Raw genomic sequence first — 23,455 nt, 5'->3', positions numbered from 1 at the left:
CCTTTAACGCAAAATTAAAGCATTTTAGGTCTGAATTCAGAGGTGTCAGAGATGTCAAATTTTTCCTTTTTCGATTGACAAATATTTTTGCGTAAAAATCAATTCCCCCAGAATTTCAACTTGACCCATAAATAGCTTTTTTGTTCTCGGCATTAAGTTTAAAGCCTAAGAATTTAGGTTCACCAAGACCAACGGAAATAGCTAATTGACGCAAAAAACTACTTTTCCCTGTGTCGCTACTCCCAGCAAACCCACAAAGCCCGACTTTGGGCAGTATGGGTTCCAATAATTGAGGGATTTCTTTGACATCCCTGTTTAGCAGTTCAGTAGCTGAAAAAATCTGTTTATTGCTCTCATCATCATTTTTGACATTTGGAAGAAGCTCATCTACATGACTCTTGATCTTTTGAGCATTACCAAGATCCAGAAATTTGGGGTTTATGTTATTAGACTTCATCATCAAATAGGTTTAATTGGTTACTATCTGATTTTCTGAGTTCATCAAATACCTGAGGATTGGTACTTATAAATCTCGCTTCATATCCAGTATAAGGGCAAGTAAAATCATCTACTGATGAAACAAGTTTCCCTGCTGACTCTAAAGTGTCCTTATACCTTGTCCCTGCCTCAACAGGAACCATTACTGCTTCACAAGCTGCTTTGTTTGTTGTTGTAACAAAGTACAAAACTCTGTTATACCTTTCGATCTCCGGATAGTTTTGAAGAAATTCATTGAAAGGAATTTGCATTCCTTTTTCAATCTCATTTCTTATGAAATTTACAGTAAAATGCCTATCTTTGTTGGGTACACGACGCGAAGGGTTTTTATGATTTCTATTTTTCATAATTGCCCTTTCTTTTTTTGTTTACCAAATAAGTGTGAACTTCAGCTTTAATCTCAGATTTGGTTTTATGCTTTCCTGATTTAAGCCAAGAATCGATTTCTGACTTTAGAAACATTAAGCGACCCGAAGTCTTGTGAAATGGAACTTGACCTCTAGAAACCATACTATACCAAGTTGGCTTGGTTCTATTGACAGGGTCATATTCCACAATCCCATCAAGGTTAAACCACCGATCTTGCTGACTATCGTTAGCTGAGACTTTGGGTCTGTCTTCGCTAATAACTTCTTTCATCCACCCTTTGATAAAGGGTTTTAAACTATTCAAAAATTCACTAAAAAAATCTTTTTCCATAATTATTAATTTTAAAATTATGGTGTAAAGATTCAGTGCCTCTAGGGGGCTAGCTAGGGGCTAGAGTCATAAAAAACATGTAAAAGTTATTAACAGAAAGATATTTATTGAATGTCTCTTATATCTTCATTAATCTCAGCAAGTATTTCGTCATTATCTGCAAAAAACTTTTTTACATTTTCTAAATAACCTATAACTTGATTATTTCGTCCTTCAATCATTCTTTTAATCTCGTAAAAATTTGTCAAAAAAGATGATTCTCCAAGACTCAAATTATAATTGGTGAGAAAATTGCTTATTAGGCTAGGATTAGTATCTCCCTCTACTTTATGAGAATAGTAGGTATAGTAAAAAATCACAGCCCATTCCTTGGCATCAAATTCTGTATTGTTAGTGTATGATCTCCTGTAATTTTGAGGATTATTGTGGTTGTTGAATTTCTTATAGGACTTATAAAATTCGCTTAGTAAGCCAAACTCAGACTCCCCAATAAAACCTTTAATGGTCTTAGTGAAATCAAACTTTACCATTTCATCTTTAACATGAAAGTCAATAAACTCTTTATTTAAGTCTCGGAATATTGACCCAGGCTTTATTGCTTCTACTTTGATGAATTTTTCTCTACAGATTGCTTGATACTCTTTGAAAATCAATTCCTCCGGCTTCCCCCAGTTTTTTATGAGAAATGCAATAAAACCTTTAATTATAATAGGACAGTTTGATGTATTTCTTTTACTTAGGCCTATTTCATATTGACGGCCATCCTCTGTATATCTTAAAAGCTGATAGTGATTTTTTTCAACATTATAGAGAAATTGACCATTAACACTATTTGCCCATTTATAAGTTCCCCTTCCTGTATTTATAAATTTGATAAGTCTATCCATACACTACTCGATTATTGCCAAAACTTCAAACTGGTCATAATACCCAAACTCAATTTCATACTGATCTCCCGTAAAAACCGAAACCAGCTTCCCCTTATAGGAATAAGTATCAGTACCTTCATTGTAACTAGTGGGGCTAGTATTTAATAAGCGACAAACATCCTTATCCCCGACATTAATAAGCTCCCATTCATCTATAGATGAAATATGTTTTGACTCCCATTTATTAAACTCAATGAATTTATCGACATACTCTTTGATTTGATTTTCACCTATTTTTAAATCTCTCTTTAATTTGTCTTTATCAAGCTCTAAAATACTCATGTCGTTGTCAATTTTCTTTGCCTTGCTACTTAATCTGTTTTATCTTAGGTCTAAAAAAAGCATCCATCTTTTCCAGCTTCTCCTGAATCCAAGCAAATTGGTTATACCAGTCGTCTTTATTAGAAATATCAGCATCCTTTTTCAAGTACATCCAACTCATAGTTCTGCCTTCAAGCTCATCCCAAACTAAATCATTGGCAACTTTTTCAAATGATAAAGTCTCAAACTTCTCTTTCAATTCAAAAAATCGGTCTTTAGCTACTGGCCCTACTAGATTAAGCTCTACTCGGATAAAGTTGTCTCTGACGCTTGCTACTACAGCCATGTGAAAATCACTTCTCCCAATGGCAAAGTTGGTCCAGTGCTGAGGTGAAGGTTTTTGAGTTTTAAGTCTTGTGCCTGAATCTTCAAAATACTTTCTCATCTCAGACCAGTACTCTAAATTTAGTTCTTTAGTAGGTGTTAAATCAGTATGCTTTTGCTCACTATGGATAGCTTTAGTCCAGTCATTGGGTTTTGAAACCATTTGAAACAAAGGTGCTGGTATAGATTCACCAATTTGATAGGCTTCTATTTCAATTCCAAAAAACCTCAACTTTTCATCTGTTACTCTATTTAACCAATCTAAGGCAGCTCTATGTTCATCAGTAAACTTGCTGGAAATCCAAATAATTGTTACTGCTTCTAAACCTGCTGCATAGGTCATGAGCTGCCCCAAATGGTTGTGGTCTGTTTTTTCAAGCTGGTTCTCGATAAGCACATAGGTATCATCTATGGTACTCTTACATAAGATATCTGCTCTAAAAGGTCCTACACTCTTCTCTTCACTAATTACTTCTAGTTCTATCCCTACTGTTTCTGATAACAAAGCAATATTGTCTTCTTTTGCCAACCATGGAGTAAAGTCAGTAGCCTCCCCTGCCCAGATTCCTCGTAAATCAACTTTTTTTAATCTTCCTATTTTCATGCGCTTTTTTATTGTGGTAAATTACTTTAAGTAAAATGTATTTAAGCTATCAGGTCAATAATTTGTTTCCAGTAATCAATATCCCAATAGGCATTTGCGCTTCCTGATGTTGATGGAGCTACAAATAATTGTGTTTCACCTATCTTTTTATCAAGTATACCATATTCAACGTCTCGTGTTTGGTCTTTTGTCCCAAATAAATATACTGATGCAGCAGCTTTACCATTGAAACATACAACCTTTGGCTTAAATTTAAGTATTGCTTTTAAAAAACGTTTCACATCAAAATCATCATCATCTACTACAATATCATTTCCTGATTTCCTTTTAGCCAAATCGGTTAACCCTATTCCATACTGAATTAGCTGTTTATATTCTTCTGGAAGAAATACTCTTGGTATAAGCCCTATTTCAAAAAGAGTTTTGTAAAACTTATTCCCTATACCTGCATAATAAAGTTTCTTTTCACCAGATTTATTCCCTACAGCTGTACCACAAAAAACCACATTCAAGTTGTCAGTTATAAGATCATCCAAGACATCTTGCGGTTTTGCTACTTCAGGTATTGATTTTGATTCCATATTTGCTTCAATTAATTGACTTTTATCATTATTAATCGCATTATGAATTGGCACAAAATACCAGTAAGTATTTACCTTCTTTCTTTCTGGCAAAACATAAGGAATCCTACTTAGCTCATTTCGTGTATCTAATTCTCTTAGAATTTCTCTTATTGGCAAACCTCCTCTCTGGTCTTTATTAAAAATACCAGCTTTAATAAATTCGGGCATGAGATTCTTTGCAGGAGTTTTCTGAACATCTGTATTAACTTCAAAACACTTTGCTACAACCTTGTTAATCTGCCTTATTTTTTCACTATCAACCATATTATTTGTCTTTAAAAAATGATTCACCTTCTTTTAAGTAATATGCTTTATGCCCCACTTTATCCAGTTCTTCATCCCACATTTTCTTTATTATAGGAACATTCTGATACCAATAGTTCATACCATCATGCCAGCTTGTCCAAATTCTCTTTCCAAGCCTATCTTTCCAGAAATACTCCTCAGCACATAAATTGAAAAAGTCCATTACATCATTAAACAATGGGGCACAATCACTTAATGAATCTACATTAGCGTGCTCATCTTCTATTAATTGTAAACTACTGTTAAGTCTATTGTATCTTTCATTAAACTCCTTAAACAATTCCCTTCGCATTTTTTCATTTGCTAATCTCCGAGAATGTATATTGTATATTATTGTAACAACAAGAGCAATTACCCCAAGTATAATTGAAGGCAAAGTCTCTAATAATATTTTATGGCACTCATTCATAATTCTATAAATTACTGTTTATCGTATTTCGCAGCCAGCTCCTCAGCCATACCAATCATCTCCTTATCTTCTTTTACCGTAACCTGCCCATTCATTAGCATTGGTAAGAGCCAGTCTCGTAGTGAAGTTAGCTCTTGATTTTCTTTTTGAATTAAATTCATCTTCTTAAAAAGCGGATTGATTTTCCTATTAAAACTGGCTATAATTTCTTTATTATTTGGCATAACTACTTTTAGTGCATTCAAGGTAGTTTGATTAACATTTTTCATTATTGTACCACCAGAACCACTCTGAATTAATTGCTCTATTGATTTTAAAAAAAAGAATAATACATTCTTATTATTGATGTTATTCAAGTCGTAATGAATTGCAAATCCGCAATAGAGAGTATTGTTAGAAAAATCTGATATTAATCTTGTGGCACCTGGGATTCCACTTCTTGCAATAATTATACTACTATCATGCACTGAGTACTTTCTAACATCAGATTCGTCTAAATAGATTATATCTAAATCTTCATTCTTTATGAAGTAACTACTTGCACTAATGTTCCTTACATTTATTATAGGACATGGTATGTCTCCTGGATTGGAAGGGTCATAATTTACTCCATTCTTAAAATTCCCCAATTCACTCAATTCCTTCACCTCCCACCCATCAGGAATCAATCGCTTCAACTCCTCATTATAAACCATTTTACCACCAGATGATTTATAGGGTTTACCCTCCTCATTGGGGAAGTCAAACTGCACAAACCAATAATCGTAAATAAGCTTGGCCATGGCTTCCAACTCTTTATTGATTTTGTTGTTGAGTTCTATTTTGGCGTCAATTGAAAATAATACACGTCCTATTTCCAATTGAATAGGTAGTGCAGGAACATGTATTTGAACATCGTATATTCTTTCAGGTGATGTATGCTTAACCTTTGAGCCAGTTGATGAAAGTGAAATTTGTTCTCGGACAGATTTTGTTCTAAATAAATAATATAGAAATAGTTTGTCATATTTTTTTTCATCAAACGTAATTAATCCAATTCGCTGATTGTGAAGGAATACATTGTCAACTGGAACCAAAGCAGTACTACCTAACAAACCAGCAGCTTGCTCTGTCATTGCTACAACAAGATCACCTTTTTTACATAAATATTCAGCAGGATACTCAGCAGTATAATACTTTTCCTTGCCTGGTGTATATTTGAAGCCCCCTGCTTCAAAAAAGTTCCCTGGAGTAATAAGAATATAATTTCCATCATTTGAAAAGTACTCTCCTTTGAATGAATAACCATGCTTGACATGAAGCACTTTCCGAAGTTCTGTACTTTCCCAATTATTCATACTCCAGCCCTTTCATATTCTTGTGAATTTCGGTTTCCAGAACTTTACTTTCAGAAAAAAGCAAGGTTAGATTGCTCTTAAAACCATTCATCTTATCATCAAACTCTTCCCGAGTAATATCCACATACTCAATTTTAACTTCAAAATACTGACCAGCACTAAGTGAATAGTTTTTCTTCTTGATTTCATCGTAACTTACTACTACTGAGAAATCCTCTTTGGCTTCTTTTTGATTAAAAGTATCTATGATTTGCTGCTCTTCTTCAGGTGACAAAACGGTTTTCTGATTCTTCCCTTCTTTCACAGTCGTTCCCAGATTAGAGGCATCTATCAAAACCACATCTCCTTTGTTTTGTTTGTTTAGAAATATCACAGATACATTGGTTCCCGTGGTGGCAAAAATATTGCTGGGCATACTGACCACACCTGCTAACATCTTCTCGTCTACCATCTTTTGCCTGATCTTCTTATCAATACCACTTTGAGCAGTGATAAAGCCTGTGGGAACTACTACTGCTGCCTTACCAGTTTCGTTTAAACTATAGATGATATGTTGCAGGAACATCAAATAAATAGCCATGCTTTCTTTTTTCTTGGCAGGTACTTTTGGTATGCCAGCAAAGAAGCGTTTTTGGTTTTCTTTGGTATCTAAATCGTCTCTAAAATCGGAGAAATCCAGTTTAAAAGGTGGATTAGATACGATGTAGTTGAACTTCTGCAAGTCTCCATCTTCCTTATGATAAGGGTCTAAAATAGTATTTCCTTTGATAACATTGGGTATAGAGTGTACTAGGTTGTTTAATATCAAATTGAGACGTAATAAACTAGAAGATTTCTGTGATATATCTTGAGAGTAGATGGTACATTGTTCTTCGCCTATTTTATGTGCCAAGTTCATTAAAAGGGAACCTGAACCTGCTGACGGGTCGTAGCAAGTAACATTTTCAACTTTCTCATTTACTAGGCATTCTGCCATTACTCTCGAAACCGCATGTGGAGTAAAGTATTCGGCATATTTACCACCAGCATTGGAATTATAGTCTTTAATCAGATATTCAAAAATAGCAGCATAGAAGTCGAACTTCTCGTTAAAGATATGCTCAAAACTAAAGCCAGTAAGCTTATTCACTATGGCCTTACAAAACTCATCTCTATTGTCTGTTACATATTTACTGAGGTTTTCAAATAAGGTGATTTTCTCACCTCCTTCTGTGATTACAGAAAAGATATCACTGTTCTCCTTGGCAATATCAAGCAATGTATTGTCAAATATATCAGCAAACTTAGGCTTGTTCTGTTGTTCGTATAAACTAGATATTAAATGCTTTGGCTTAATACGTGCAATGCCTTCTTGCATTTGCATCATTAGCATTTCATAGTCGTCTTCGCTATAAGTCTTTAAAGTCTCTTCCCAATTCTCATCACTAGCTAATTTCGTATCAATACTCTTGATTTCGCTAATAAACTTATCGTTTAAGAACTTATACAAAAATACTTGTGTGATAATCTTAAACTCATTCCCATCATTCCCTAAACCATAATTAGCACAAACCGATTTTAGACTATCGATCAGCTGCATGGTTTTTTCTTTAAAATCTATATTCGTTGTCATTCTTGTTTAGTATCTTTTTTAAGTTTAGGCTGTTCTGCCATAAAATTCATCCATGTATTCTTTTACTACCATTAAATTGACTCGTTTACTGGTAGTCACATCCATAGGAATGTGTTGCTTATTTTTAAATTGTTCTATCACTAACCTTAAAATCATCCGCTCCACATAATTTTCGTTTTCAAGCATCTTGGAATTACGCTCTATCTGCATATCTACATCCTTTTTCAATCCCTGTAATGCTTCTACTAATTTACTCTCGCTATCAGTAAGAGGGTCTTTCTCAGTGAGTCTTTTATGCAGACGGGCATATTTTTCATCGTTATGATACTTAGCTCTCAGTAATTGATTCTTTCTCTCCAGCTCTTTCGCTTTATTATAAATGATGTTTAAAGCCTCAATATTGGCGTCCATCTCTTCTTTGGAAACCTCACTTAGGTTTTTCTTCTTAAACAACCTTTCTAACTCTTCTTTAAGTGAAATGAAGTATGGGTCATTTTGGTCAAAGTTACCTCCCAATTGCTCCCTAGTTCGTTGCAAAGTATTCTTTAATTGATCAGCCAATATCATTTCTTCTTCTTTTACTTTAGTGAAAGCAAAGATGACATCTTCTAAAGCTATATTGAGGAGGTTAGTGGTGTCCACACTGTTTTCAAGAGTCTCCTTGGTGTTGATAAGAGCCAGTCGGTTATTGGCATCACGAGAAAGCATCGTTAGTTTTTGAAAGTCGAGTTTATCGAGCAGTTCAAAATTACCTGACAAACGAATGATGTTGTATAATTCTTTAGCATTGTTTAAAGCTCTGGTTATTTTTAGCATCTCCGACCTATCATTGATCTCACTTATTTGCTGAGAGAAATATTCTGCATTCTCTGTATTGAAGTGAAGGAGCGCATCTTTTATCTCTATAATTTCCCTTTCTATTTCTTCTGGTTGCTTGAAGATATTGGAGTAATGCTCCATTTCATCACCCAGTTCAGACTGCAACTCATTAAAATATTCACGGTTGGTCTTATCAAATTCCTTCTGAATATCGGCAAAATCGACTACATACCCATATTTAAACTTTTTATAGGTCCTATTCACTCGGGTTAATGCTTGGAGTAGGTTATGAGCTTTAATCACCCTACCAATATAAAGCTTCTTTAATCGCTTGGCATCGAAACCTGTGAGTAACATATTATAAACAAATAAGAAATCTGTTTCGCCTGCTTTAAACTGCTCTACCCAATTTTTACGCTCTTCTTTATTGCCTACATCGTGCAATATCACCTGGGCAGTCTTTACTTTGCTGTTCTTCTTTTTCTTATATCCATAGCCTTCAGCTTCGTCAGCAGCCTGTGACCTTAAACCTCCATGAGCAGCATAACTCTCTTGAAAAATCTCAAACATCTTTTTTGCTTGATCAGAAGAATCACAAATCACCATCCCTCCTATAGAATTGTCATCCATAGAAATGCGAGCCCTCTCAAAGTCTTTAATAATATAATCGAGCATGGGTTCCACAAACTTATGATGGGCATAAACGGTGCCCCTATCAGCATCACCTTTAAGTATTTCAATCTCCTTTAAAGCATCCTGCAAAGTGAGCTTATAGTTGGTTTCAATTTCTTCACGTATTAGTCTTAAAGTGTAGCCATCCTTTATGGAAGCATTATAATAGTACTTATGGATATAGCTCCCAAAAAGAGATTTGGAGTTATAATCTTCACCCAGCAATGGAGTACCAGTTAGTCCAATCTTAACAGAGTTTTTATCAGCTTGTTCTAAGTTAGCCAGAAAACTCCCTTTTGGATTATAACTTCTATGTACTTCATCTAAAAAGAAAACTCTTTGAATATTCAGGTTATAGTCACTATTTTCAATCACATTTGGGTCGTCCTTAAACTTATGAATATTCACCACTGTAATTTCAGCTTTACCCGAATGGTTATGGATAACACTGGTTGACTTAATTTCCTGTGCAAAAGCTTCACGAGTACTAATAGGGTGCACAATTAAGCCACGAGCCTTAAACTCTCTACTGGCCTGAGTTAATAGATCCAGTCTGTCCACAATAAAATAAAACTTAGGAACCACACCCTTTGATTGGTAATAATCGGTTAGGAACTTCACATTATAGTAGGCCAAGGCTGTTTTACCACTCCCTTGTGTATGCCAGATGATACCTTTCTTCACACCTTCTTCAAGCTTCTTTTCAATTGCCTTTGTGGCAAATAGCTGAGGATAACGCATGATATGCTTTTCCAATCCACCAGACTCCTTTACATAGGCAATAGCATACCTTAATACAAAGGACAGTCTATCAGGTTGAAACAAAGAAGTACATATCCTATTCGTTGGAGTATCAGGCTTTTTATTGATAATAAACTCCTGTGAGTCCTTAATACTTAACAGGTTATTATCTTTAAGGACTTCTATTTCTGTTTCATTATCTACTTCCATTAGTAAAGATGTCAAATCAAAATCCTCTTCTTCTCTAAAATAATTGAATACAGGACTCTTGTATGATGTAGCTGAATAGAAGGCTCCTTCTAAGGGTAATGATGTACTATCATCATACTCCATGTTATTAGAGAATACCATCAACTGAGTGATATTGGCAAACTTCCTGAATTTCTTATTCGCGAAGCGAGTCTTCATGCGCTTATGCTCAGCAAGGATTCCATCTCTGTTATTGGGTTTCTTTACTTCAATAAAAGCAAGGGGCATCCCATTAATCAATAATATGATATCTGGTCTGAACTCTTCATCATCTTTTTTGTAGGTTAGCTCTGTTACAACATTCAAGGTATTATTAGAGAAGTTATCAAAGTCTATCAAGCGTGTTCCTGATTGATCAATGAGCTTTTCATAGAACACCCGACCTAGATCTTCATTTTCCAAGGCTAGTGATAACTCGTCATAAGTCCTAGCAATATCTTTTCCATCCAAATCAGGGTTCAGCCTTTGGATACTCTCCTTAAATATCTCTGTGAATATGTTTGTTGAATCGTCCCATACTTCATTGCTAAGGGAGAGATATTTGTATCCCAATTTGATGAGGTGCAGTATAGTAGGAATCTTAACTCTAGAATCTTCGTTAAACTTTGCCATGCGTTTATATTAATGGTTAAAATTAGGGATTTTTCATACACACATTAAAAAATAATCATCATTTATTTTGTTTCCTTAAATGTTAGTTACTCGTTTTGTTTGTAGTTGATATATTTGTTCTTGATGATTAACTTTGCAAGAAAGAAAAAAAAAAGGTTAGGTTTAGCTCCAGTAGGAGTCAATGGAACACAAACTTCATAACAGATGAGCAAAAAAGAAGATACACTAAATCCAGAGGCCAAGAAAGAAGCAATGATAAAAAAAGCATTAGCCCAGAGGTTAGCTCAAAGAATAATGAAGCTCCCACCAGAGGAAAGAGCAAGGATAAGAGAGCAGTCGAAAGAAACCTTACGCAAGCTCAGCGAACAGTCCAAGAAGAAATAGGCTCGAAGGTATCATAACTTATGGAGAGGCTTCTAGAAACCAATTATCATTAATCAAATTATAACAGATGAACACAAAAGAAATGGCACGAATAGCAGCACGAAAAATAATGAGGCTCAGCCCAGCAGAAAGAGAATTGATAAGAGCTAAGTCAAAAGAAACTATTCGCAAGCTTAGCGAAAAGACTAAAAAGTAGCAAATACAGATTACAATACAATCTTTAGAAGCTTGTTATAACTTGAAAAACAACACTAAATGTTAATAAATCAGCTACTTAAAAACACCTTTAAGAAAGCATTATTTGTATTTTTACAGCATGGCTGCAAGGAACTATAGTGAAGAATTTAAGGAAGGTGTACTCAAGTATTTGAGAAATAATGGTCACTCCTATTACAAGACAGCTAAGAAGTTTAAGATATCAAAAAACACGATAAAAGCATGGGATGATTATCCTAACAATCTACCTGAGGAGGTTCAATTAAGAATTAAGGTGAACCAGTTACAAAGAACCAAGTCTTTACCAAAACAAGCCCCTGTTAAATACCCCAAGCATATCATTAGTGAAAATTTACCCGATACCATAAAAGAATTAGAACATCACGCCATTAAAGCAGCCCTAACCAAAGGTGTATTCCTACTAGACTATGTGAGTAGTGCTAAGGAGTATTTAGAAGTGACTAAGGCATTAAGTACCCTAATTCAGCTTCCTGAGGGTATTAAAACAGTACCTAAGAAATCTGCTATGGAACTCTTTTTGGAAAAGTATTCATCGCTACCAAAGTCATAACAGTCTTATTTAATATAAAACACTGACTTTCTATACTTTATAGCACCTTCCTTATAACTAATCTTTAAATAGGGTCAATTGTACTGAAAAGTTCACTCTTACTGGGCATTGACCTAGGATTGATAGCCACAACTAGGTCTTTTCATACAAACTAACTATAGTATACCTAAAGAACAGATAGAATATCATTCCAACTAATACCGCTTTTAATAATGTCATCATCTCTTGTGATATCTGCATAGCAAAATCTAATATCCAAGTCTTCATGAACTTTATTGCCTATTACTTTAAATTCCTCTGTTCCTGTTACATCAATGTACTCCTTTGACGGAGAATATTTAGATACATTGTCCCCCAATAATTCTGCAATTCTTATTACGAGCGATTCTAATTCTTCATCCTTACTAAAGCGACCATCTCTTGTTAAGATTGCCAAAACATCTCTCAAAATGTCCTCCTGATTAAATGGAATATTAAATATTGAATAATTCTCATCACTATAAAAGTATACTCCATCTTGAACTTCAATGGGAGCATTAAAGCCCAAAATATCGCTCCTCAACACCCTGATATCGTCCTGTATTGTCCTTTTCCCCACCTTCTTATAGATTCCTCTTTTTTCACCTAGGACTTCTGAACAAGCTTCCCGTAGCCGTGGTATTGTACATCGAATATACTTATTTTTCAAGCAGGTATCTATCGCTTTGTACCTAATAAGAGCGTTTAAATTAGTTGGCATGAATTTAATTTTTGAAATGCAGAAAGACTGCATGTTCGTTTTATACTATTGTCAAAAATAATTAAATATAAGATATAAAATGGAAAACAAGACAAACATCATCATGCTCCTTGACCGATCTGGTTCAATGGATTCCATCAAAGAAGAAACTATTTTAGGATTCAACTCTTTTATCAAGAAACAAATAGAATCTAATCCTAATACTCTAATCAGTTTATACCAATTCGATGATAAGTACGATAAAGTCTTTGAAAACACCCCTCTCTCAAACTGTCCAGAACTAAATAAGTATAGTTTCATTCCTAGAGGTCTAACAGCTCTATTAGATGCTATTGGTATTACTATCAAGAGGAATAAACCAATAAAAAACAAGTTAGATATAGAGACAAATGAACAAACCGTTTTTGTTATCATAACTGATGGATATGAAAACGCAAGTGAAAAATTCACTTTAAGTAAAGTCCACAATCTAATAAAAAAGATGGAAAGCAAACATAATTGGCAGTTTGTGTATTTAGGAGCCAATCAGGATGCCATTAAGGTTGCTGCTACATTTGGGATTGATGAAAAGAGAGCCATAAAGTTCGCGTCAGATTCTTTAGGAACCAGAGACGTCTTTTACTCAACAGCAGAAAGAGTATCCGAAAGTATTTTAATGTGCAATGAAATTCGCTTCTCGATGGCGGACAGGGAGAAACAAAACAGAGTTGATAATCCTGAAAAGGAGAACATTAAGACAAATAAAAGAAGACTTCTTTCAGCACTAAACAGAAGGATGAACCTTAGCGATATTCCAAGACGTAAAAGAATAATAAAGTACAATCAACACTATAAAAGCATGGAACAACTATCCTCATAATCTACCAAAGGAGGCTAAGCTTAGAGTTCAGCTCAATAAGGCGAAAAAGATGAGGGCTAATCAACCTAAGATAATAAGCCCAACTATTCCCTCAAATAGTATTGAACATCTACCTGAAGAAATAAGCGAGTTAGAATCATTAGCCATCAAACAAGTGCTACCTAAGGGGATTTTCCTACTTGATTACACCAATCCTCGTGAGTATTTAGATGTCGTTAAGGCTCTAACTGAGCTTATAAAGCTACCGCAACAGCTAAAGGTTAAGAAGGCACCTTCCGCAGTTGAAATGCTATTAAAGAAGTCACAAAAATAAACTAATCATTAAGCCTTGGGGTGAGGTTGTGAATACAGATAATCAATATGTTATGTGTTCTCATGTAGTGTACTCAAGTAAATGTATCAATTAGGCTGTAATATCTGATGATACCGAGCATTGACCTTTGGTTGATGGGATATAAAATCCAATTTGATATTCCGTACTAAAGAAAGATAGATTAAAGTCATGTGATGAAGATACTTGCTGTATTTTTCTTATTTTTGTTAAATAATTAATCAAATAAAACGTCATGATTCTTGAAAAGTTTTCTTATAGTGAATATCAAAGCCTTCCCAGACACTGGGAAGTAAAAGAATTTAAGCTTGGTAAAGTGAATTTATTTGTAGGTAGTAATGCGTCTGGAAAAACAAGAACTTTAAATGTGATTTCAGGCCTTGCGAAGGTACTAACTGATGCCAAGATAAAATATAATTCAGGATATTATAAGGCCTGTTTCTTGACTTTAGATGGAGTGAAAATTGAATATGATTTAGAATACACTAATGGGATTATCAATAAAGAAATATTATTGCAAAACGGGATTGAGCTTTATTATAGAAAAAGAAGTGGAGAAGGGGAAATACTTAATTACAGCCTAGGAGCAGAGGGCAAGAAGGTGAAATTCAAAATCCCGACAAATGAATTAGTTGCTCATAGGCGAGACGAGTTTCAGTATCCTTACTTAGAAAAATTATATCAATGGGCATCAAATACTAGGCATTTTCGATTTGCAACGGATGATGAGAAGCATACATTAGCCTTATTGGGAACAAATAAAGCTTCATCAGATAAGAGTGAAGATAAAGAGGGTACTTTAACTATACGTAATTTTAAAAAAGGAGTAGCAAAACATCGTGATGAATATTTGCAAAGGGTAGTTAATGATTTTAATGAAATAGGATATAATGTCTCAAAAATAGATACAGGGATTCTTCAAAGCATAAGAGTAGATTCGCATATTGGCGCAAAAGTGGTAGGACTTCGTGTCTTTGAGAAAGATAGAGATGGATTTACTGATCAATATGAAATGTCTGATGGTATGTTTAGAGCACTCTCTATAATAATTCATTATAATTATTATGCTCTTGAAAATCGGAAATCGAATATATTAATCGACGATATAGGGGAAGGATTAGATTTCGAGAGATCATCTAAATTAATATCACTTCTTATAAAAAAGACTAATGATATTGACGTTCAGCTAAATATGACTACTAATGATAAGTTTGTGATGAACAATACTAATCTTGAATTTTGGCAGATTATCACAAGGAAAAGAGGAGTTGTTGAAGTTCATAATAAGTTCAATTCCAAAGAGAAATTTGAAGATTTCAAATATACTGGATTAAATAATTTCGATTTCTTTTCAACTGATTTCTTTAAAGAAGGTTTTGAATAATGGCTACCAGCAAAATAGCATTTTTTGTCGAAGGGTTAACCGAACAGGAATTTGTTAAGAAATTACTTGCAGAAGTGTTTGGTGAAAAAGACATAATGTTTGAGATTAAAGCTATTATGGGAAGTCCTAAAACTAAGATAACACTTACGTCTATTGAATCACCAATAATCGATGGTGAAAAAAGGTATTATATTTTAATTTATAATTGTGGGGGCGATAGTTCTATTAAGTCTTATATTCTAGATCAGCGTAATGGACTTATTAAATCAGGTTATTCTAAGATTATTGGCCTTAGGGATGTGTATCCAGATGTAGAAAGACAGAATACCCACAGATTGTTGACTGGATTAAATTATAAATTACCTCAGAAAGACATTCCCATCTCTTTTGTCTTGAGTATTATGGAAATAGAATCATGGTTCATTGCGGAAGAAAATCATTTTCAAAATATTGATGCTGGTCTAACACCAGTCTTTATTGAAACTCATTTTGGATTTAATCCTAGTACGTACAATACGGAACTTATTGATGAACCAGCTAAGATGCTTAACGATGTCTACCAATTGGTTGGTAAGTCCTACAGGAAGAAAAATGCTTCAATTACAAGAACTATAAACGCAATGGATTATCATAACATTTATTTCAATACTCATAACCGAATTTCGTCAATAGGTCAATTGATTGGTGAGATTGAAGAAATCTTTCATTAGTCAGGTTTCATTTCAGTCAACATGGTCATTAAATAAGCTATTCACAGGCAAGTCTGATAAATTAAAATTAGGTTTATCCAACTTTACTAATTCATCAGTAAGCAATGCTAATGTTGCAATAATTAAGATTGAATTTTCGCGATGCTGCCCCATTAAAAAGTCAAACATTTTAGTAAGTGACTTATAAGAGTCTTGGCTACCATAAAACTCTTGAGGCTGGTTTGAAGAAACTCCCTTTTTATGTAATAAACCTGTTCTGTAATTATTTAGATTCTCAATCTGGGCTGAACTGATTCCATCCATAAACATCTTGAAATATGACTTCTTTTTCACATCTTCCAAAACATTATTTTCAATAGCCTTTATTCTTTTTTTATGTTCTTTTTTCTCTTCAAGTTTCGGGATATTAAATGTATAACCAACCAGCGTTGTGTTTTTTTCAATTGATGCCTTTAAATAAGTAATAATCGTATCTACTTCTGAAATAGCATCAATTTCAGTCCTAAGTAAAATAGAATCTTTCTTTTGATGTTCGGCTTCATAAATATGTTTCACTAAAGAATGTAGCTTATTTGCTGATTTCTGATTTAGGATTAGGACCTCATACAAATAGCTAATTATATCATCTGCATATTTATGTTTGGCTTTCCTGATAGAGTTGAAAGAGAATCTCGACTGAATATCAATAAAATACATAATTGATCTTATTGGTGTCTTTGCTACTAGAGGAAAAATTAAAAATGTCACAATAGGCTGATGATTCTTCAATAATAGTTTTAACCTTGGTGTTGTATACTCTAAGTACCTCTTTCTACTTAAAACAGTCATACCCTCTAATGCGTTTGCTTTTCTAGTATCTGATTCAGTAAGATTATCTAATTCCCAGCTTCTATTTTGGTGCCACAGCATGATATCGAACAAAACCACCCCTAAATCCTCTTTATCTCCAAAGACTTCCGCCATAAAAATCTCTTCCGCAATTTTCTGTAATAAATTTTCATTCGGCAAATATTTGAGCTTGAAAATAGTTTTAACTTTATTTTTTAAGGAATCTCTTGCCCATACAAGTTGGAATGGAATAACAGCAATTGGACAATCCCTTTTAATCTTATCAAGTTTTGTATGTGATACAGTAAAATCATTAGTGTTGCGGAAGATGTATTTTACTACATTCATAAGTTGACTTTTTATGTGGTTTTTTTAATTTATTAGAATTTAGATTAGCGAATGATTTCCAAGAACTGGACTCCTATAATAGGAAAAACATGCCAAGAAACCATACAATAATAAAATAGCTTAAAATAATTCCTTAAAATTAACCCTTTTACAGAATACATGCAAAAATACTTTAAGGCCCTTGCTTTCTTCATTATACAAAGCTAAATTCTATCTTGACCGTTCTTAGCTTGTACTCACTTTTGATAATGTGGAACATATTTGTACTATTGCCTATTTATCTTAGCTGAGCAAGAAACCTACTTAATCATTTTGACTGGATAAAGCTTTACTTTCCATTTGTGAAAGTACTTTAGATTTTCTCATAGAAAGTGAAGTTCTGTGTGACAGACAAAAAGCTCCTTTTTGCACTCCTACGCATCTTTATGTACCTTATCTGTACCTAATAAATACATCTATCTGATTTCCAATACTAATTACTTTTTGTATCGGGAAGTAGACAAAAAGCTCAAACATGAAACCATCAACAATAAACATTAAAGGAAAGTCAGGTCAAAAGTACCTATTCCATACTTACTCATTACCCGCTAAACTCACTATAGTTGGAGGAGTATTTATTTATCTTCGCCAGCAAAAGGAAGGTGATTTTAAAGTATTGAAGATTGGACATACCCATAATTTTGATGAGGAAATGAAAAACATTGCACTAGCTAAAAAGCTTGGGGCTACTCATATTACCGCCTTACAGAAAAACAATAAATCTAAACGTGAATTGATTGTTAAGGATATTTGGTATCTGTTAAGGTAAACTTCTTGTTTATGAAATTATTAGATGCTTTATGGATATTACACTCCTTTTAATCTTTTCTATAAAGCAATAAAACCATAAAGGCTTTTTCTTTCTCTACAGCTTTTGATGTTTTTTAGTAGTTATTTCTCTAGTTTAATAAGCTTCATTATTAGATAAAAAATCAAACCTTATACATTTTCATTCTCATTCTAAGGAAAAACAAACAAGCCCCATTCCTACAAAATCCCTACCTTTGAAAGCCTAATCCTATAAATTAACATCATGAAAGGCTATATATACCAATCCTTTTGGTTTAAAAACGAAATTAAGAAACATTTTTATGCTGGCTCTAAATTTGAAAATCATAAAGCTGAGGATTCTATTATTGAATCATTCCAATTAGCTAGAGATATGGGAACCGATAAAGAATCCTTTATGCCAGGTTTAGTAAAGAAGATAGAGTGGTTATTGGGCGAAGGAAATTTTATTTATGACTACTGGGAATTTGGAGATGAGGACTTCTCTATTTATTGGCATATTAAAAAGGAGGTTTATCTTGAAAAGATGAAACTGATAGAAGAATGGGTAAAATACGAGGGGTTTCAGGATATATGTCTCTTTGTAATTCTAGATCCAGATTCTGATGAAGCACAAGTAAATGAAGAGTATAGCTTTAAAAGTGGGATTTTTAATGATGATGGGAGTCCTATGGACTTAAGCAATCTTCCTATTCCAGAGCTTTGTAAATCTTGTAAAAAATACCAATCTGACTTTTGGGAAGATGACCTCTTGTGCAGTCTAAACCGAAATGACCAAAGAGACGACCAAGACTTTGAATGTGGCGCTTATGAACAGATAAATCTATAGGAAACTCCTAGAACCAAATCAATAATGGATGAATCGACCACTTAATAACCCCTTCATTATCCGCTACTAAAAAGGAATAAAACGAGTATTATACAGAAAAATTACATGCGATTAATTAATCTGTAAAAATCAAGGTAATCAGTGGACCGCTTTTTCTTTAAAAAAATCATTGAATTGTTCATTAAAAATGAAAGAATGAATTTACCTAATACCGTAGTTTCAATAAAGATTAATTCAACGAAATACTTATATTTGCTGCCGATAAAAACTAAACAAAACGACAATGAAAACTATTAATAATCAAGTACTTATTTTAGCAAGTTTACTTTTCTTATTCAGCTTCAATGCTTGTGACATGGACAATCAAGACAATAATGACGAGAAAAGTAAATTGGAACAAAAAGTAGATCAGTTTAAAAACAAGCTCAAAGCAGAACAAAAAGAGCTGAAAGCTGAGTTAAACGAGACTTTAAACGAGTTTAAGGATGAGCTAAGTGATTTTGAGGAGAAACTAGATGACTCTGGTGAAAAACTAGATGAGAACAGACAAAAAGTCCTTGACAATCTTAAAAAACAAGGTGAATTAATTGAGGAAAAAACCAAAAATGCTAAGAATATCTCAGAAGAAAACTGGGAGGAATTCAAAAGCAATTTAGAACAAGAGCGTGAGGATTTTAAAGAAGCTGTAAAAGAATTCTTTGAATCAGAAGAAGAGAAATAAGAGGGTTTGATAGTAAGGAATAAGGGCTTTGCTTTTTTCAATGCCAAAAGCAAAGCCCTTATTCCTTATGAGTTACCAAAATAGTTGTCATTCCGATGCGTAGCAAGGAATCTTTAATAATTATTAGGACGCTATTGATACCAAAAGTAAAAACCTTCTTCCTTTTCCTTGCTAAAACATCCATAATTCCAAAGCGTAGCAATAAATCTCCAATAATAAAGAGGACACTATTGAGCAAAAACTAAAGCTCTAAACCCGGAAAATCCATAGCATATATTTCCCAACCTCCATAATTACCGGGATGCAATTTAAATATGGCCTCACCTTTATAATCCATCCATTCTTTTCCGCTATTATAAATGGCTTTGTATTCCATATCCAGATACGCAGTAGCATCTGTCTTTTCCTCGTTAAGCTCCAATGTCTCTATTTCCTTTTTGATAATTTCGAAGGAGTCAAAAGATTTGAGGAAGTTATTGATGGTTTTTATAAGCCTTTCTTCTGGAATAGCCTCCCCTTTATGGCTGATAAAATTTTTAGAATCTATATACAGAAGATCATAGCCATCACCTCCTATATTTTCATGCTTTCCCATGGTGAAGCTAAAGAAGTAATCTATGGCCTGATTGATATCCCATTTGGCATTGGGATGAAATTCTTCATAAGTAAAGCAGCTCATCATTCCAGGAATCTTCATATCGTCCATTTCATAAACAAATAATTCGTCGATAATAAAACGATATAATTCCTTATCATCTACTTCACATAAGGCACTTAAAGAAATTCCTCCTTCGTTCATCAAAGTTAAAATACGATGTAATTCTTCACTTATTTGAGCATCATTTAATTCGCTTAATTGTAGGTAAGAAGGCTGTTCCAAATAATCAAAAACAGTGGTGGTTTTCTGCTGAGCATATTGTTGTTCAAATAATTCGATATGCTTTAACCAATCACTTTCCATTTCGGGAGGTAGATCTGAATGCTGGCTAAAGTGAGCACCATATTTTTCCTCTAGGGCTTTCTTCTTTAAACCATTTTCTATTCGTTGATCGTCATCTTTATCGCTATAAGAAGTCATAAGTGGATGTTTTATGAGATGAATAACTCAAAGGTAAAAAAATATTCTATGTGTATCACAAGCCAAATAAAATTCAAATAGAAGATATAAACGAGAATCACCATTTCACAAAAAGTAAACAACCCTGCACCCAAAACCCAGAACCCAGAACCCAGTAACCAGTAACCAGCAACCAGCAACCAGCAACCAGCAACCAGCAACCAGCAACCAGTAACCAGTAACCAGTAACCAGCACCCTATTCCTTACTGATAATGCTGAAACAAATGAATTTATAATGCTAATTTCGAAGTAATATTTGTATGTCTACCCTTCCAGCCAATCAGGAACTTTTTTCGGCTTGGGTTTCTTGCCATAGAAAACATCATCAAGGTGAACCGCAACATAACGGAAGAATACATTATTTCTAATTCCCCAACGTACGAAATTATGCAGTCCATTATTTTTATGAGCATAAGGACAAACGCTCATGCAACGTCCGCAATCGGTTCCTGAAGTACACCAATAACCGAAACATTTTTCATGATTGATTTTCCATCTTTGGGCTCCATCTAATTCTTCGATGGGAGTTTTGGGGATGGCTTGACTTGGGCAAACCACTGCGCATTTCATACACCAGTTACAAAATTGATGAACACTATAATCTGGCTTTCTTTCACTAATGATGAGCGGGGCATTGGTAGTAATGACACCTATTCTTACTCTTGGCCCCAATTCAGGAGTCATTAAGAGCCCCATCCTACCTAATTCTCCTAGTCCTGCATCTCGTGCTACTAAAGGTGCTATTAATTCGTAATCCCCATCGATATGTGCTCTGGATTCGAAACCCATTCTTCTTAAAAACTCTGCTATTTGAATGGAAATGACCCCACTATTTAAATATTGATAGGCAGATTCCATAAGAGTAGGACCGGCAGGACCTGTAGACAAATACTCCTCGTCCATCTCCACTGTAAAAGCGATGCCAAAACGATGATTATTCTCCACTTTTTTTCCGTAGGCCTCCCCTCTTCCTCTTTCAGTATAGAGATGTTCCTTTTTCAAATCACAAATACCAACAGAAATGGCTCCTAACTTCTTTCCCCAATTTAAAACAAACTCGGTGAGTTTTTCTGCGCTTATTTCCTCTGGAATAGGATTCACTGCACCGTTAACAATGGGTCTTAGAAATTCTATGGTATGAAAACTAGCCTCGGAAGCTTTGAAACTTAGAGGAGCGTAGAATTGTGATTCTTTAGCACCCAAACCTGCTTTCTTTTGCCAAACCTCATCCAAGTCTTTATGTTCAGGAAAGTCCTTGTAATATTGTTCTTGCAGCTCAGTTCTTCTTGTGATTTCACTCCTTGAAAACATAATATTCCGCTCGCTGATTCGAGTTTTCGGAGTCTCTTTTATTAGTTTAAATTTTCCTTTTATGGGAAGAAAAAACAATAAACCCAGTACCATGATGATTAGCAAATATACCATGAAGTAAAGATATAAGTTTTCAGGAATAAAAACAGTCTGTTCCGATTAAAAGCTCAAAAATGCATTAGCATAAAGCAGGACAGAGCATATGGAAATTCAAAAACCATCCGTTTTTTTTGCCCAAATGTAAAATCACAGAAGATTATTTTTATTTTAGCAAAAGCATTTAACCTTATGATCATGAAACCATATGTCTTAATTATTCTCAGCTTCCTCTTATTTCATTTTTCTACAATTGCTCAAGATATCCTTGTAAACAAAATCAATGACACCATTAATTGTAAAATCATTACTATTTCTGATAGCATCATTTTTTATAAGTACTGGGAAAATTCAAAGTTTATTAAGGAATACGCCAACAAACAAAAACTATCCTCCTATCAAAAGGATTATTATGTGCAAAATCTAAAAAACAAAGAGCTATTAGACTTAGAAACCTCTCATTATTTCGTAAACCATAAAGATGATACCATATATTGCAACATTCTTAAAAGAGAAGGCGAATTCTTAGTTTATTCAGAGAAAATAAATCATAAGGATATTGTTAAAGATATTAGATGGAGCAAAGTAAAAAAGACCAAAAGGCTTCATAGAAATATAGAACCCGGTCGATTTGAAATCAATATGAGATCGGGATATATGCAGAGGAAATTGAATCAATCTACCGATATACCTCCTGCTCAACAACAACTAATCAAAGAAGTAAAAAATGGTTTTTTTATAGCCACATCTGCTCATTATTGTACAGAATCAAACTTTTCAATAGGTGTTTTATACAATTATTCTAGAAGCAAAGGCAGTGGAAATATCTATTTTAATCATAATATAGAGAGTATTCCTGGAATGATAGGACTTCGTTCTCATGTAGATATCGCAATTAATTACTTTGCCATAGAGGGTCTTTTATTTCTTAGAACTCGCAATAAGAAAACAAAATTAAATATCAGTGCAAACCTAGGGCCGATGATTTATAAGGAGAAAATAACTATAATCAATTACGAAGTCCTAACAAAGGGAAATACCTTTGGATATGGTTTTGGAACAAGCCTAACAAGAATCATTAGTAAAGGATTTGGTTTGATGATACATGCTAATTATTCTATTGGAGAAATAGAGAAAATTACTTGGACCAATAAAAATAAGACTGAAACTACAGTACTAAAAGATGAAAGAGTCATTAATATAAACCAATTGAATATTGGAGCTGGAATTGTTATTCAACTTTGATTGGGACACATTAAAAACCATAAACGCACGGCAAGCTCATCAAATAAGAGTAACAATTTATTATTACCTCAAACAAAAGGTCATTTCATCATTGGTATAAATCATCAATTACAACAGATTTCTCAGTCGCAGCCAATGCTTCTCCTTCGAAATGACCTCATTTTCGGTGATACAAAAAAGGC

The 23,455-nt window shown here is 34.0% G+C and carries 26 protein-coding genes; 11 read left to right on the top strand and 15 right to left on the bottom strand.

What is annotated here, in order from left to right:
* Nucleotides 1-115: 115 nt before the first annotated feature.
* From HNS40_RS18745 to HNS40_RS18695, 11 genes are all read right to left on the bottom strand, one after another.
* Nucleotides 116-460 carry a hypothetical protein gene (locus tag HNS40_RS18745; protein WP_172283724.1) on the bottom strand — a complete coding sequence of 115 codons (345 nt, stop codon included), beginning with the start codon at nt 458-460 and terminating at the stop codon, nt 116-118.
* Nucleotides 447-845: a hypothetical protein gene (locus HNS40_RS18740; RefSeq protein ID WP_172283722.1), complete on the bottom strand. Its 399-nt coding sequence runs from the start codon at nt 843-845 to the stop codon at nt 447-449. The genes HNS40_RS18745 and HNS40_RS18740 overlap by 14 nt, the downstream gene beginning before the upstream one ends.
* Nucleotides 835-1,197: an AlpA family transcriptional regulator gene (locus HNS40_RS18735; RefSeq protein WP_172283721.1), complete on the bottom strand. Its 363-nt coding sequence runs from the start codon at nt 1,195-1,197 to the stop codon at nt 835-837. The genes HNS40_RS18740 and HNS40_RS18735 overlap by 11 nt, the downstream gene beginning before the upstream one ends.
* Nucleotides 1,198-1,301: 104 nt before the next feature.
* Nucleotides 1,302-2,084 (bottom strand): hypothetical protein, encoded by a 783-nt coding sequence (locus HNS40_RS18730; protein WP_172283719.1) that lies wholly within the window; start codon nt 2,082-2,084, stop codon nt 1,302-1,304.
* Between the two features lie 3 nt (nt 2,085-2,087).
* A complete protein-coding gene (locus HNS40_RS18725) occupies nt 2,088-2,408 on the bottom strand; it encodes a hypothetical protein (protein WP_172283717.1) in 321 nt (106 codons plus the stop codon).
* A gap of 25 nt (nt 2,409-2,433) precedes the next feature.
* On the bottom strand, nt 2,434-3,375 hold the full coding sequence (locus HNS40_RS18720; RefSeq protein ID WP_172283715.1) for a DUF4268 domain-containing protein: 942 nt from the start codon (nt 3,373-3,375) through the stop codon (nt 2,434-2,436).
* A 41-nt stretch (nt 3,376-3,416) separates the two neighbouring features.
* A complete protein-coding gene (locus tag HNS40_RS18715) occupies nt 3,417-4,262 on the bottom strand; it encodes a mismatch-specific DNA-glycosylase (RefSeq protein ID WP_172283713.1) in 846 nt (281 codons plus the stop codon).
* Nucleotide 4,263: 1 nt separating this feature from the next.
* Complete coding sequence (locus tag HNS40_RS18710) at nt 4,264-4,596, bottom strand: hypothetical protein (RefSeq protein ID WP_172283711.1); 333 nt, start codon at nt 4,594-4,596, stop codon at nt 4,264-4,266.
* 128 nt (nt 4,597-4,724) lie between these two features.
* Nucleotides 4,725-6,050 carry a restriction endonuclease subunit S gene (locus HNS40_RS18705; RefSeq protein ID WP_172283709.1) on the bottom strand — a complete coding sequence of 442 codons (1,326 nt, stop codon included), beginning with the start codon at nt 6,048-6,050 and terminating at the stop codon, nt 4,725-4,727.
* Nucleotides 6,043-7,662 carry a class I SAM-dependent DNA methyltransferase gene (locus tag HNS40_RS18700; RefSeq protein WP_172283707.1) on the bottom strand — a complete coding sequence of 540 codons (1,620 nt, stop codon included), beginning with the start codon at nt 7,660-7,662 and terminating at the stop codon, nt 6,043-6,045. Before HNS40_RS18700 ends, HNS40_RS18705 begins: the two co-directional genes overlap by 8 nt.
* Before the next feature lie 24 nt (nt 7,663-7,686).
* Entirely contained in the window at nt 7,687-10,755 is a 3,069-nt protein-coding gene (locus tag HNS40_RS18695) for a type I restriction endonuclease subunit R (protein ID WP_172283705.1), read from the bottom strand.
* 204 nt (nt 10,756-10,959) lie between these two features.
* Between HNS40_RS18695 and HNS40_RS18690 the strand changes: the two genes are divergently transcribed.
* The 3 genes from HNS40_RS18690 to HNS40_RS18685 all read left to right on the top strand — a co-directional run bounded on the left by HNS40_RS18690 (nt 10,960) and on the right by HNS40_RS18685 (nt 11,926).
* Nucleotides 10,960-11,139, top strand: a complete 180-nt coding sequence (locus HNS40_RS18690) for a hypothetical protein (protein ID WP_172283703.1) — start codon at nt 10,960-10,962, stop codon at nt 11,137-11,139.
* A gap of 67 nt (nt 11,140-11,206) precedes the next feature.
* On the top strand, nt 11,207-11,335 hold the full coding sequence (locus HNS40_RS23550; RefSeq protein ID WP_256367557.1) for a hypothetical protein: 129 nt from the start codon (nt 11,207-11,209) through the stop codon (nt 11,333-11,335).
* Nucleotides 11,336-11,455: 120 nt separating this feature from the next.
* A complete protein-coding gene (locus HNS40_RS18685; protein WP_172283701.1) occupies nt 11,456-11,926 on the top strand; it encodes a hypothetical protein in 471 nt (156 codons plus the stop codon).
* 166 nt (nt 11,927-12,092) lie between these two features.
* Here HNS40_RS18685 and HNS40_RS18680 read toward each other — a convergent pair whose 3' ends face one another.
* On the bottom strand, nt 12,093-12,665 hold the full coding sequence (locus HNS40_RS18680; RefSeq protein ID WP_172283699.1) for a hypothetical protein: 573 nt from the start codon (nt 12,663-12,665) through the stop codon (nt 12,093-12,095).
* Nucleotides 12,666-12,744: 79 nt separating this feature from the next.
* Between HNS40_RS18680 and HNS40_RS18675 the strand changes: the two genes are divergently transcribed.
* From HNS40_RS18675 to HNS40_RS18660, 4 genes are all read left to right on the top strand, one after another.
* Nucleotides 12,745-13,524: a vWA domain-containing protein gene (locus HNS40_RS18675; RefSeq protein WP_172283697.1), complete on the top strand. Its 780-nt coding sequence runs from the start codon at nt 12,745-12,747 to the stop codon at nt 13,522-13,524.
* 49 nt (nt 13,525-13,573) lie between these two features.
* Nucleotides 13,574-13,837 carry a hypothetical protein gene (locus tag HNS40_RS18670; RefSeq protein ID WP_172283695.1) on the top strand — a complete coding sequence of 88 codons (264 nt, stop codon included), beginning with the start codon at nt 13,574-13,576 and terminating at the stop codon, nt 13,835-13,837.
* Nucleotides 13,838-14,090: 253 nt separating this feature from the next.
* The gene (locus tag HNS40_RS18665; protein WP_172283693.1) at nt 14,091-15,239 is read left to right on the top strand and encodes an AAA family ATPase; all 1,149 of its coding nucleotides are present in this window, start codon (nt 14,091-14,093) and stop codon (nt 15,237-15,239) included.
* Nucleotides 15,239-15,949, top strand: a complete 711-nt coding sequence (locus HNS40_RS18660) for a DUF4276 family protein (protein ID WP_172283691.1) — start codon at nt 15,239-15,241, stop codon at nt 15,947-15,949. Before HNS40_RS18665 ends, HNS40_RS18660 begins: the two co-directional genes overlap by 1 nt.
* 12 nt (nt 15,950-15,961) lie before the next feature.
* Here the strand turns inward: HNS40_RS18660 and HNS40_RS18655 are convergent, their stop codons facing one another.
* The gene (locus HNS40_RS18655; protein WP_172283689.1) at nt 15,962-17,125 is read right to left on the bottom strand and encodes a hypothetical protein; all 1,164 of its coding nucleotides are present in this window, start codon (nt 17,123-17,125) and stop codon (nt 15,962-15,964) included.
* A 514-nt stretch (nt 17,126-17,639) separates the two neighbouring features.
* On the opposite strand from HNS40_RS18655, the gene HNS40_RS18650 reads away from it, so the two are divergent.
* From HNS40_RS18650 to HNS40_RS18640, 3 genes are all read left to right on the top strand, one after another.
* Nucleotides 17,640-17,933 (top strand): hypothetical protein, encoded by a 294-nt coding sequence (locus tag HNS40_RS18650; protein ID WP_172283687.1) that lies wholly within the window; start codon nt 17,640-17,642, stop codon nt 17,931-17,933.
* A gap of 264 nt (nt 17,934-18,197) precedes the next feature.
* Complete coding sequence (locus HNS40_RS18645; protein ID WP_172283685.1) at nt 18,198-18,782, top strand: hypothetical protein; 585 nt, start codon at nt 18,198-18,200, stop codon at nt 18,780-18,782.
* A gap of 283 nt (nt 18,783-19,065) precedes the next feature.
* Nucleotides 19,066-19,503, top strand: a complete 438-nt coding sequence (locus tag HNS40_RS18640; RefSeq protein ID WP_172283683.1) for a hypothetical protein — start codon at nt 19,066-19,068, stop codon at nt 19,501-19,503.
* Between the two features lie 241 nt (nt 19,504-19,744).
* Here HNS40_RS18640 and HNS40_RS18635 read toward each other — a convergent pair whose 3' ends face one another.
* Both HNS40_RS18635 and HNS40_RS18630 read right to left on the bottom strand, forming a co-directional pair.
* On the bottom strand, nt 19,745-20,581 hold the full coding sequence (locus HNS40_RS18635; RefSeq protein WP_172283681.1) for a hypothetical protein: 837 nt from the start codon (nt 20,579-20,581) through the stop codon (nt 19,745-19,747).
* A gap of 304 nt (nt 20,582-20,885) precedes the next feature.
* Nucleotides 20,886-22,046 carry a 4Fe-4S dicluster domain-containing protein gene (locus HNS40_RS18630; protein ID WP_172283679.1) on the bottom strand — a complete coding sequence of 387 codons (1,161 nt, stop codon included), beginning with the start codon at nt 22,044-22,046 and terminating at the stop codon, nt 20,886-20,888.
* A 180-nt stretch (nt 22,047-22,226) separates the two neighbouring features.
* On the opposite strand from HNS40_RS18630, the gene HNS40_RS18625 reads away from it, so the two are divergent.
* Complete coding sequence (locus HNS40_RS18625) at nt 22,227-23,273, top strand: hypothetical protein (protein ID WP_172283677.1); 1,047 nt, start codon at nt 22,227-22,229, stop codon at nt 23,271-23,273.
* Nucleotides 23,274-23,455: the final 182 nt, after the last annotated feature.

The sequence above is a fragment of the Lentimicrobium sp. S6 genome (genome assembly GCF_013166635.1).
Classification (GTDB): domain Bacteria; phylum Bacteroidota; class Bacteroidia; order Bacteroidales; family UBA12170; genus UBA12170.
Note: the sequence above shows the minus strand (reverse complement) of the source record. Positions and strands in the feature narration are given on the sequence as shown.

Bases quoted from the DNA above. Each gene is read 5' to 3' on its own strand.
- HNS40_RS18740 (WP_172283722.1), bottom strand. From the start codon at position 845: ATGAAAAATAGAAATCATAAAAACCCTTCGCGTCGTGTACCCAACAAA.
- HNS40_RS18625 (WP_172283677.1), top strand. From the start codon at position 22,227: ATGAAACCATATGTCTTAATTATTCTCAGCTTCCTCTTATTTCATTTT.
- HNS40_RS18700 (WP_172283707.1), bottom strand. From the start codon at position 7,662: ATGACAACGAATATAGATTTTAAAGAAAAAACCATGCAGCTGATCGAT.
- HNS40_RS18660 (WP_172283691.1), top strand. From the start codon at position 15,239: ATGGCTACCAGCAAAATAGCATTTTTTGTCGAAGGGTTAACCGAACAG.
- HNS40_RS18705 (WP_172283709.1), bottom strand. From the start codon at position 6,050: ATGAATAATTGGGAAAGTACAGAACTTCGGAAAGTGCTTCATGTCAAG.
- HNS40_RS18745 (WP_172283724.1), bottom strand. From the start codon at position 460: ATGATGAAGTCTAATAACATAAACCCCAAATTTCTGGATCTTGGTAAT.
- HNS40_RS18715 (WP_172283713.1), bottom strand. From the start codon at position 4,262: ATGGTTGATAGTGAAAAAATAAGGCAGATTAACAAGGTTGTAGCAAAG.
- HNS40_RS18645 (WP_172283685.1), top strand. From the start codon at position 18,198: ATGAAAGGCTATATATACCAATCCTTTTGGTTTAAAAACGAAATTAAG.
- HNS40_RS18710 (WP_172283711.1), bottom strand. From the start codon at position 4,596: ATGCGAAGGGAATTGTTTAAGGAGTTTAATGAAAGATACAATAGACTT.
- HNS40_RS18690 (WP_172283703.1), top strand. From the start codon at position 10,960: ATGAGCAAAAAAGAAGATACACTAAATCCAGAGGCCAAGAAAGAAGCA.
- HNS40_RS18695 (WP_172283705.1), bottom strand. From the start codon at position 10,755: ATGGCAAAGTTTAACGAAGATTCTAGAGTTAAGATTCCTACTATACTG.
- HNS40_RS18685 (WP_172283701.1), top strand. From the start codon at position 11,456: ATGGCTGCAAGGAACTATAGTGAAGAATTTAAGGAAGGTGTACTCAAG.
- HNS40_RS18655 (WP_172283689.1), bottom strand. From the start codon at position 17,125: ATGAATGTAGTAAAATACATCTTCCGCAACACTAATGATTTTACTGTA.
- HNS40_RS18670 (WP_172283695.1), top strand. From the start codon at position 13,574: ATGAGGGCTAATCAACCTAAGATAATAAGCCCAACTATTCCCTCAAAT.
- HNS40_RS18725 (WP_172283717.1), bottom strand. From the start codon at position 2,408: ATGAGTATTTTAGAGCTTGATAAAGACAAATTAAAGAGAGATTTAAAA.
- HNS40_RS23550 (WP_256367557.1), top strand. From the start codon at position 11,207: ATGAACACAAAAGAAATGGCACGAATAGCAGCACGAAAAATAATGAGG.
- HNS40_RS18665 (WP_172283693.1), top strand. From the start codon at position 14,091: ATGATTCTTGAAAAGTTTTCTTATAGTGAATATCAAAGCCTTCCCAGA.
- HNS40_RS18730 (WP_172283719.1), bottom strand. From the start codon at position 2,084: ATGGATAGACTTATCAAATTTATAAATACAGGAAGGGGAACTTATAAA.
- HNS40_RS18735 (WP_172283721.1), bottom strand. From the start codon at position 1,197: ATGGAAAAAGATTTTTTTAGTGAATTTTTGAATAGTTTAAAACCCTTT.
- HNS40_RS18680 (WP_172283699.1), bottom strand. From the start codon at position 12,665: ATGCCAACTAATTTAAACGCTCTTATTAGGTACAAAGCGATAGATACC.
- HNS40_RS18630 (WP_172283679.1), bottom strand. From the start codon at position 22,046: ATGGTATATTTGCTAATCATCATGGTACTGGGTTTATTGTTTTTTCTT.
- HNS40_RS18720 (WP_172283715.1), bottom strand. From the start codon at position 3,375: ATGAAAATAGGAAGATTAAAAAAAGTTGATTTACGAGGAATCTGGGCA.
- HNS40_RS18650 (WP_172283687.1), top strand. From the start codon at position 17,640: ATGAAACCATCAACAATAAACATTAAAGGAAAGTCAGGTCAAAAGTAC.
- HNS40_RS18675 (WP_172283697.1), top strand. From the start codon at position 12,745: ATGGAAAACAAGACAAACATCATCATGCTCCTTGACCGATCTGGTTCA.
- HNS40_RS18640 (WP_172283683.1), top strand. From the start codon at position 19,066: ATGAAAACTATTAATAATCAAGTACTTATTTTAGCAAGTTTACTTTTC.
- HNS40_RS18635 (WP_172283681.1), bottom strand. From the start codon at position 20,581: ATGACTTCTTATAGCGATAAAGATGACGATCAACGAATAGAAAATGGT.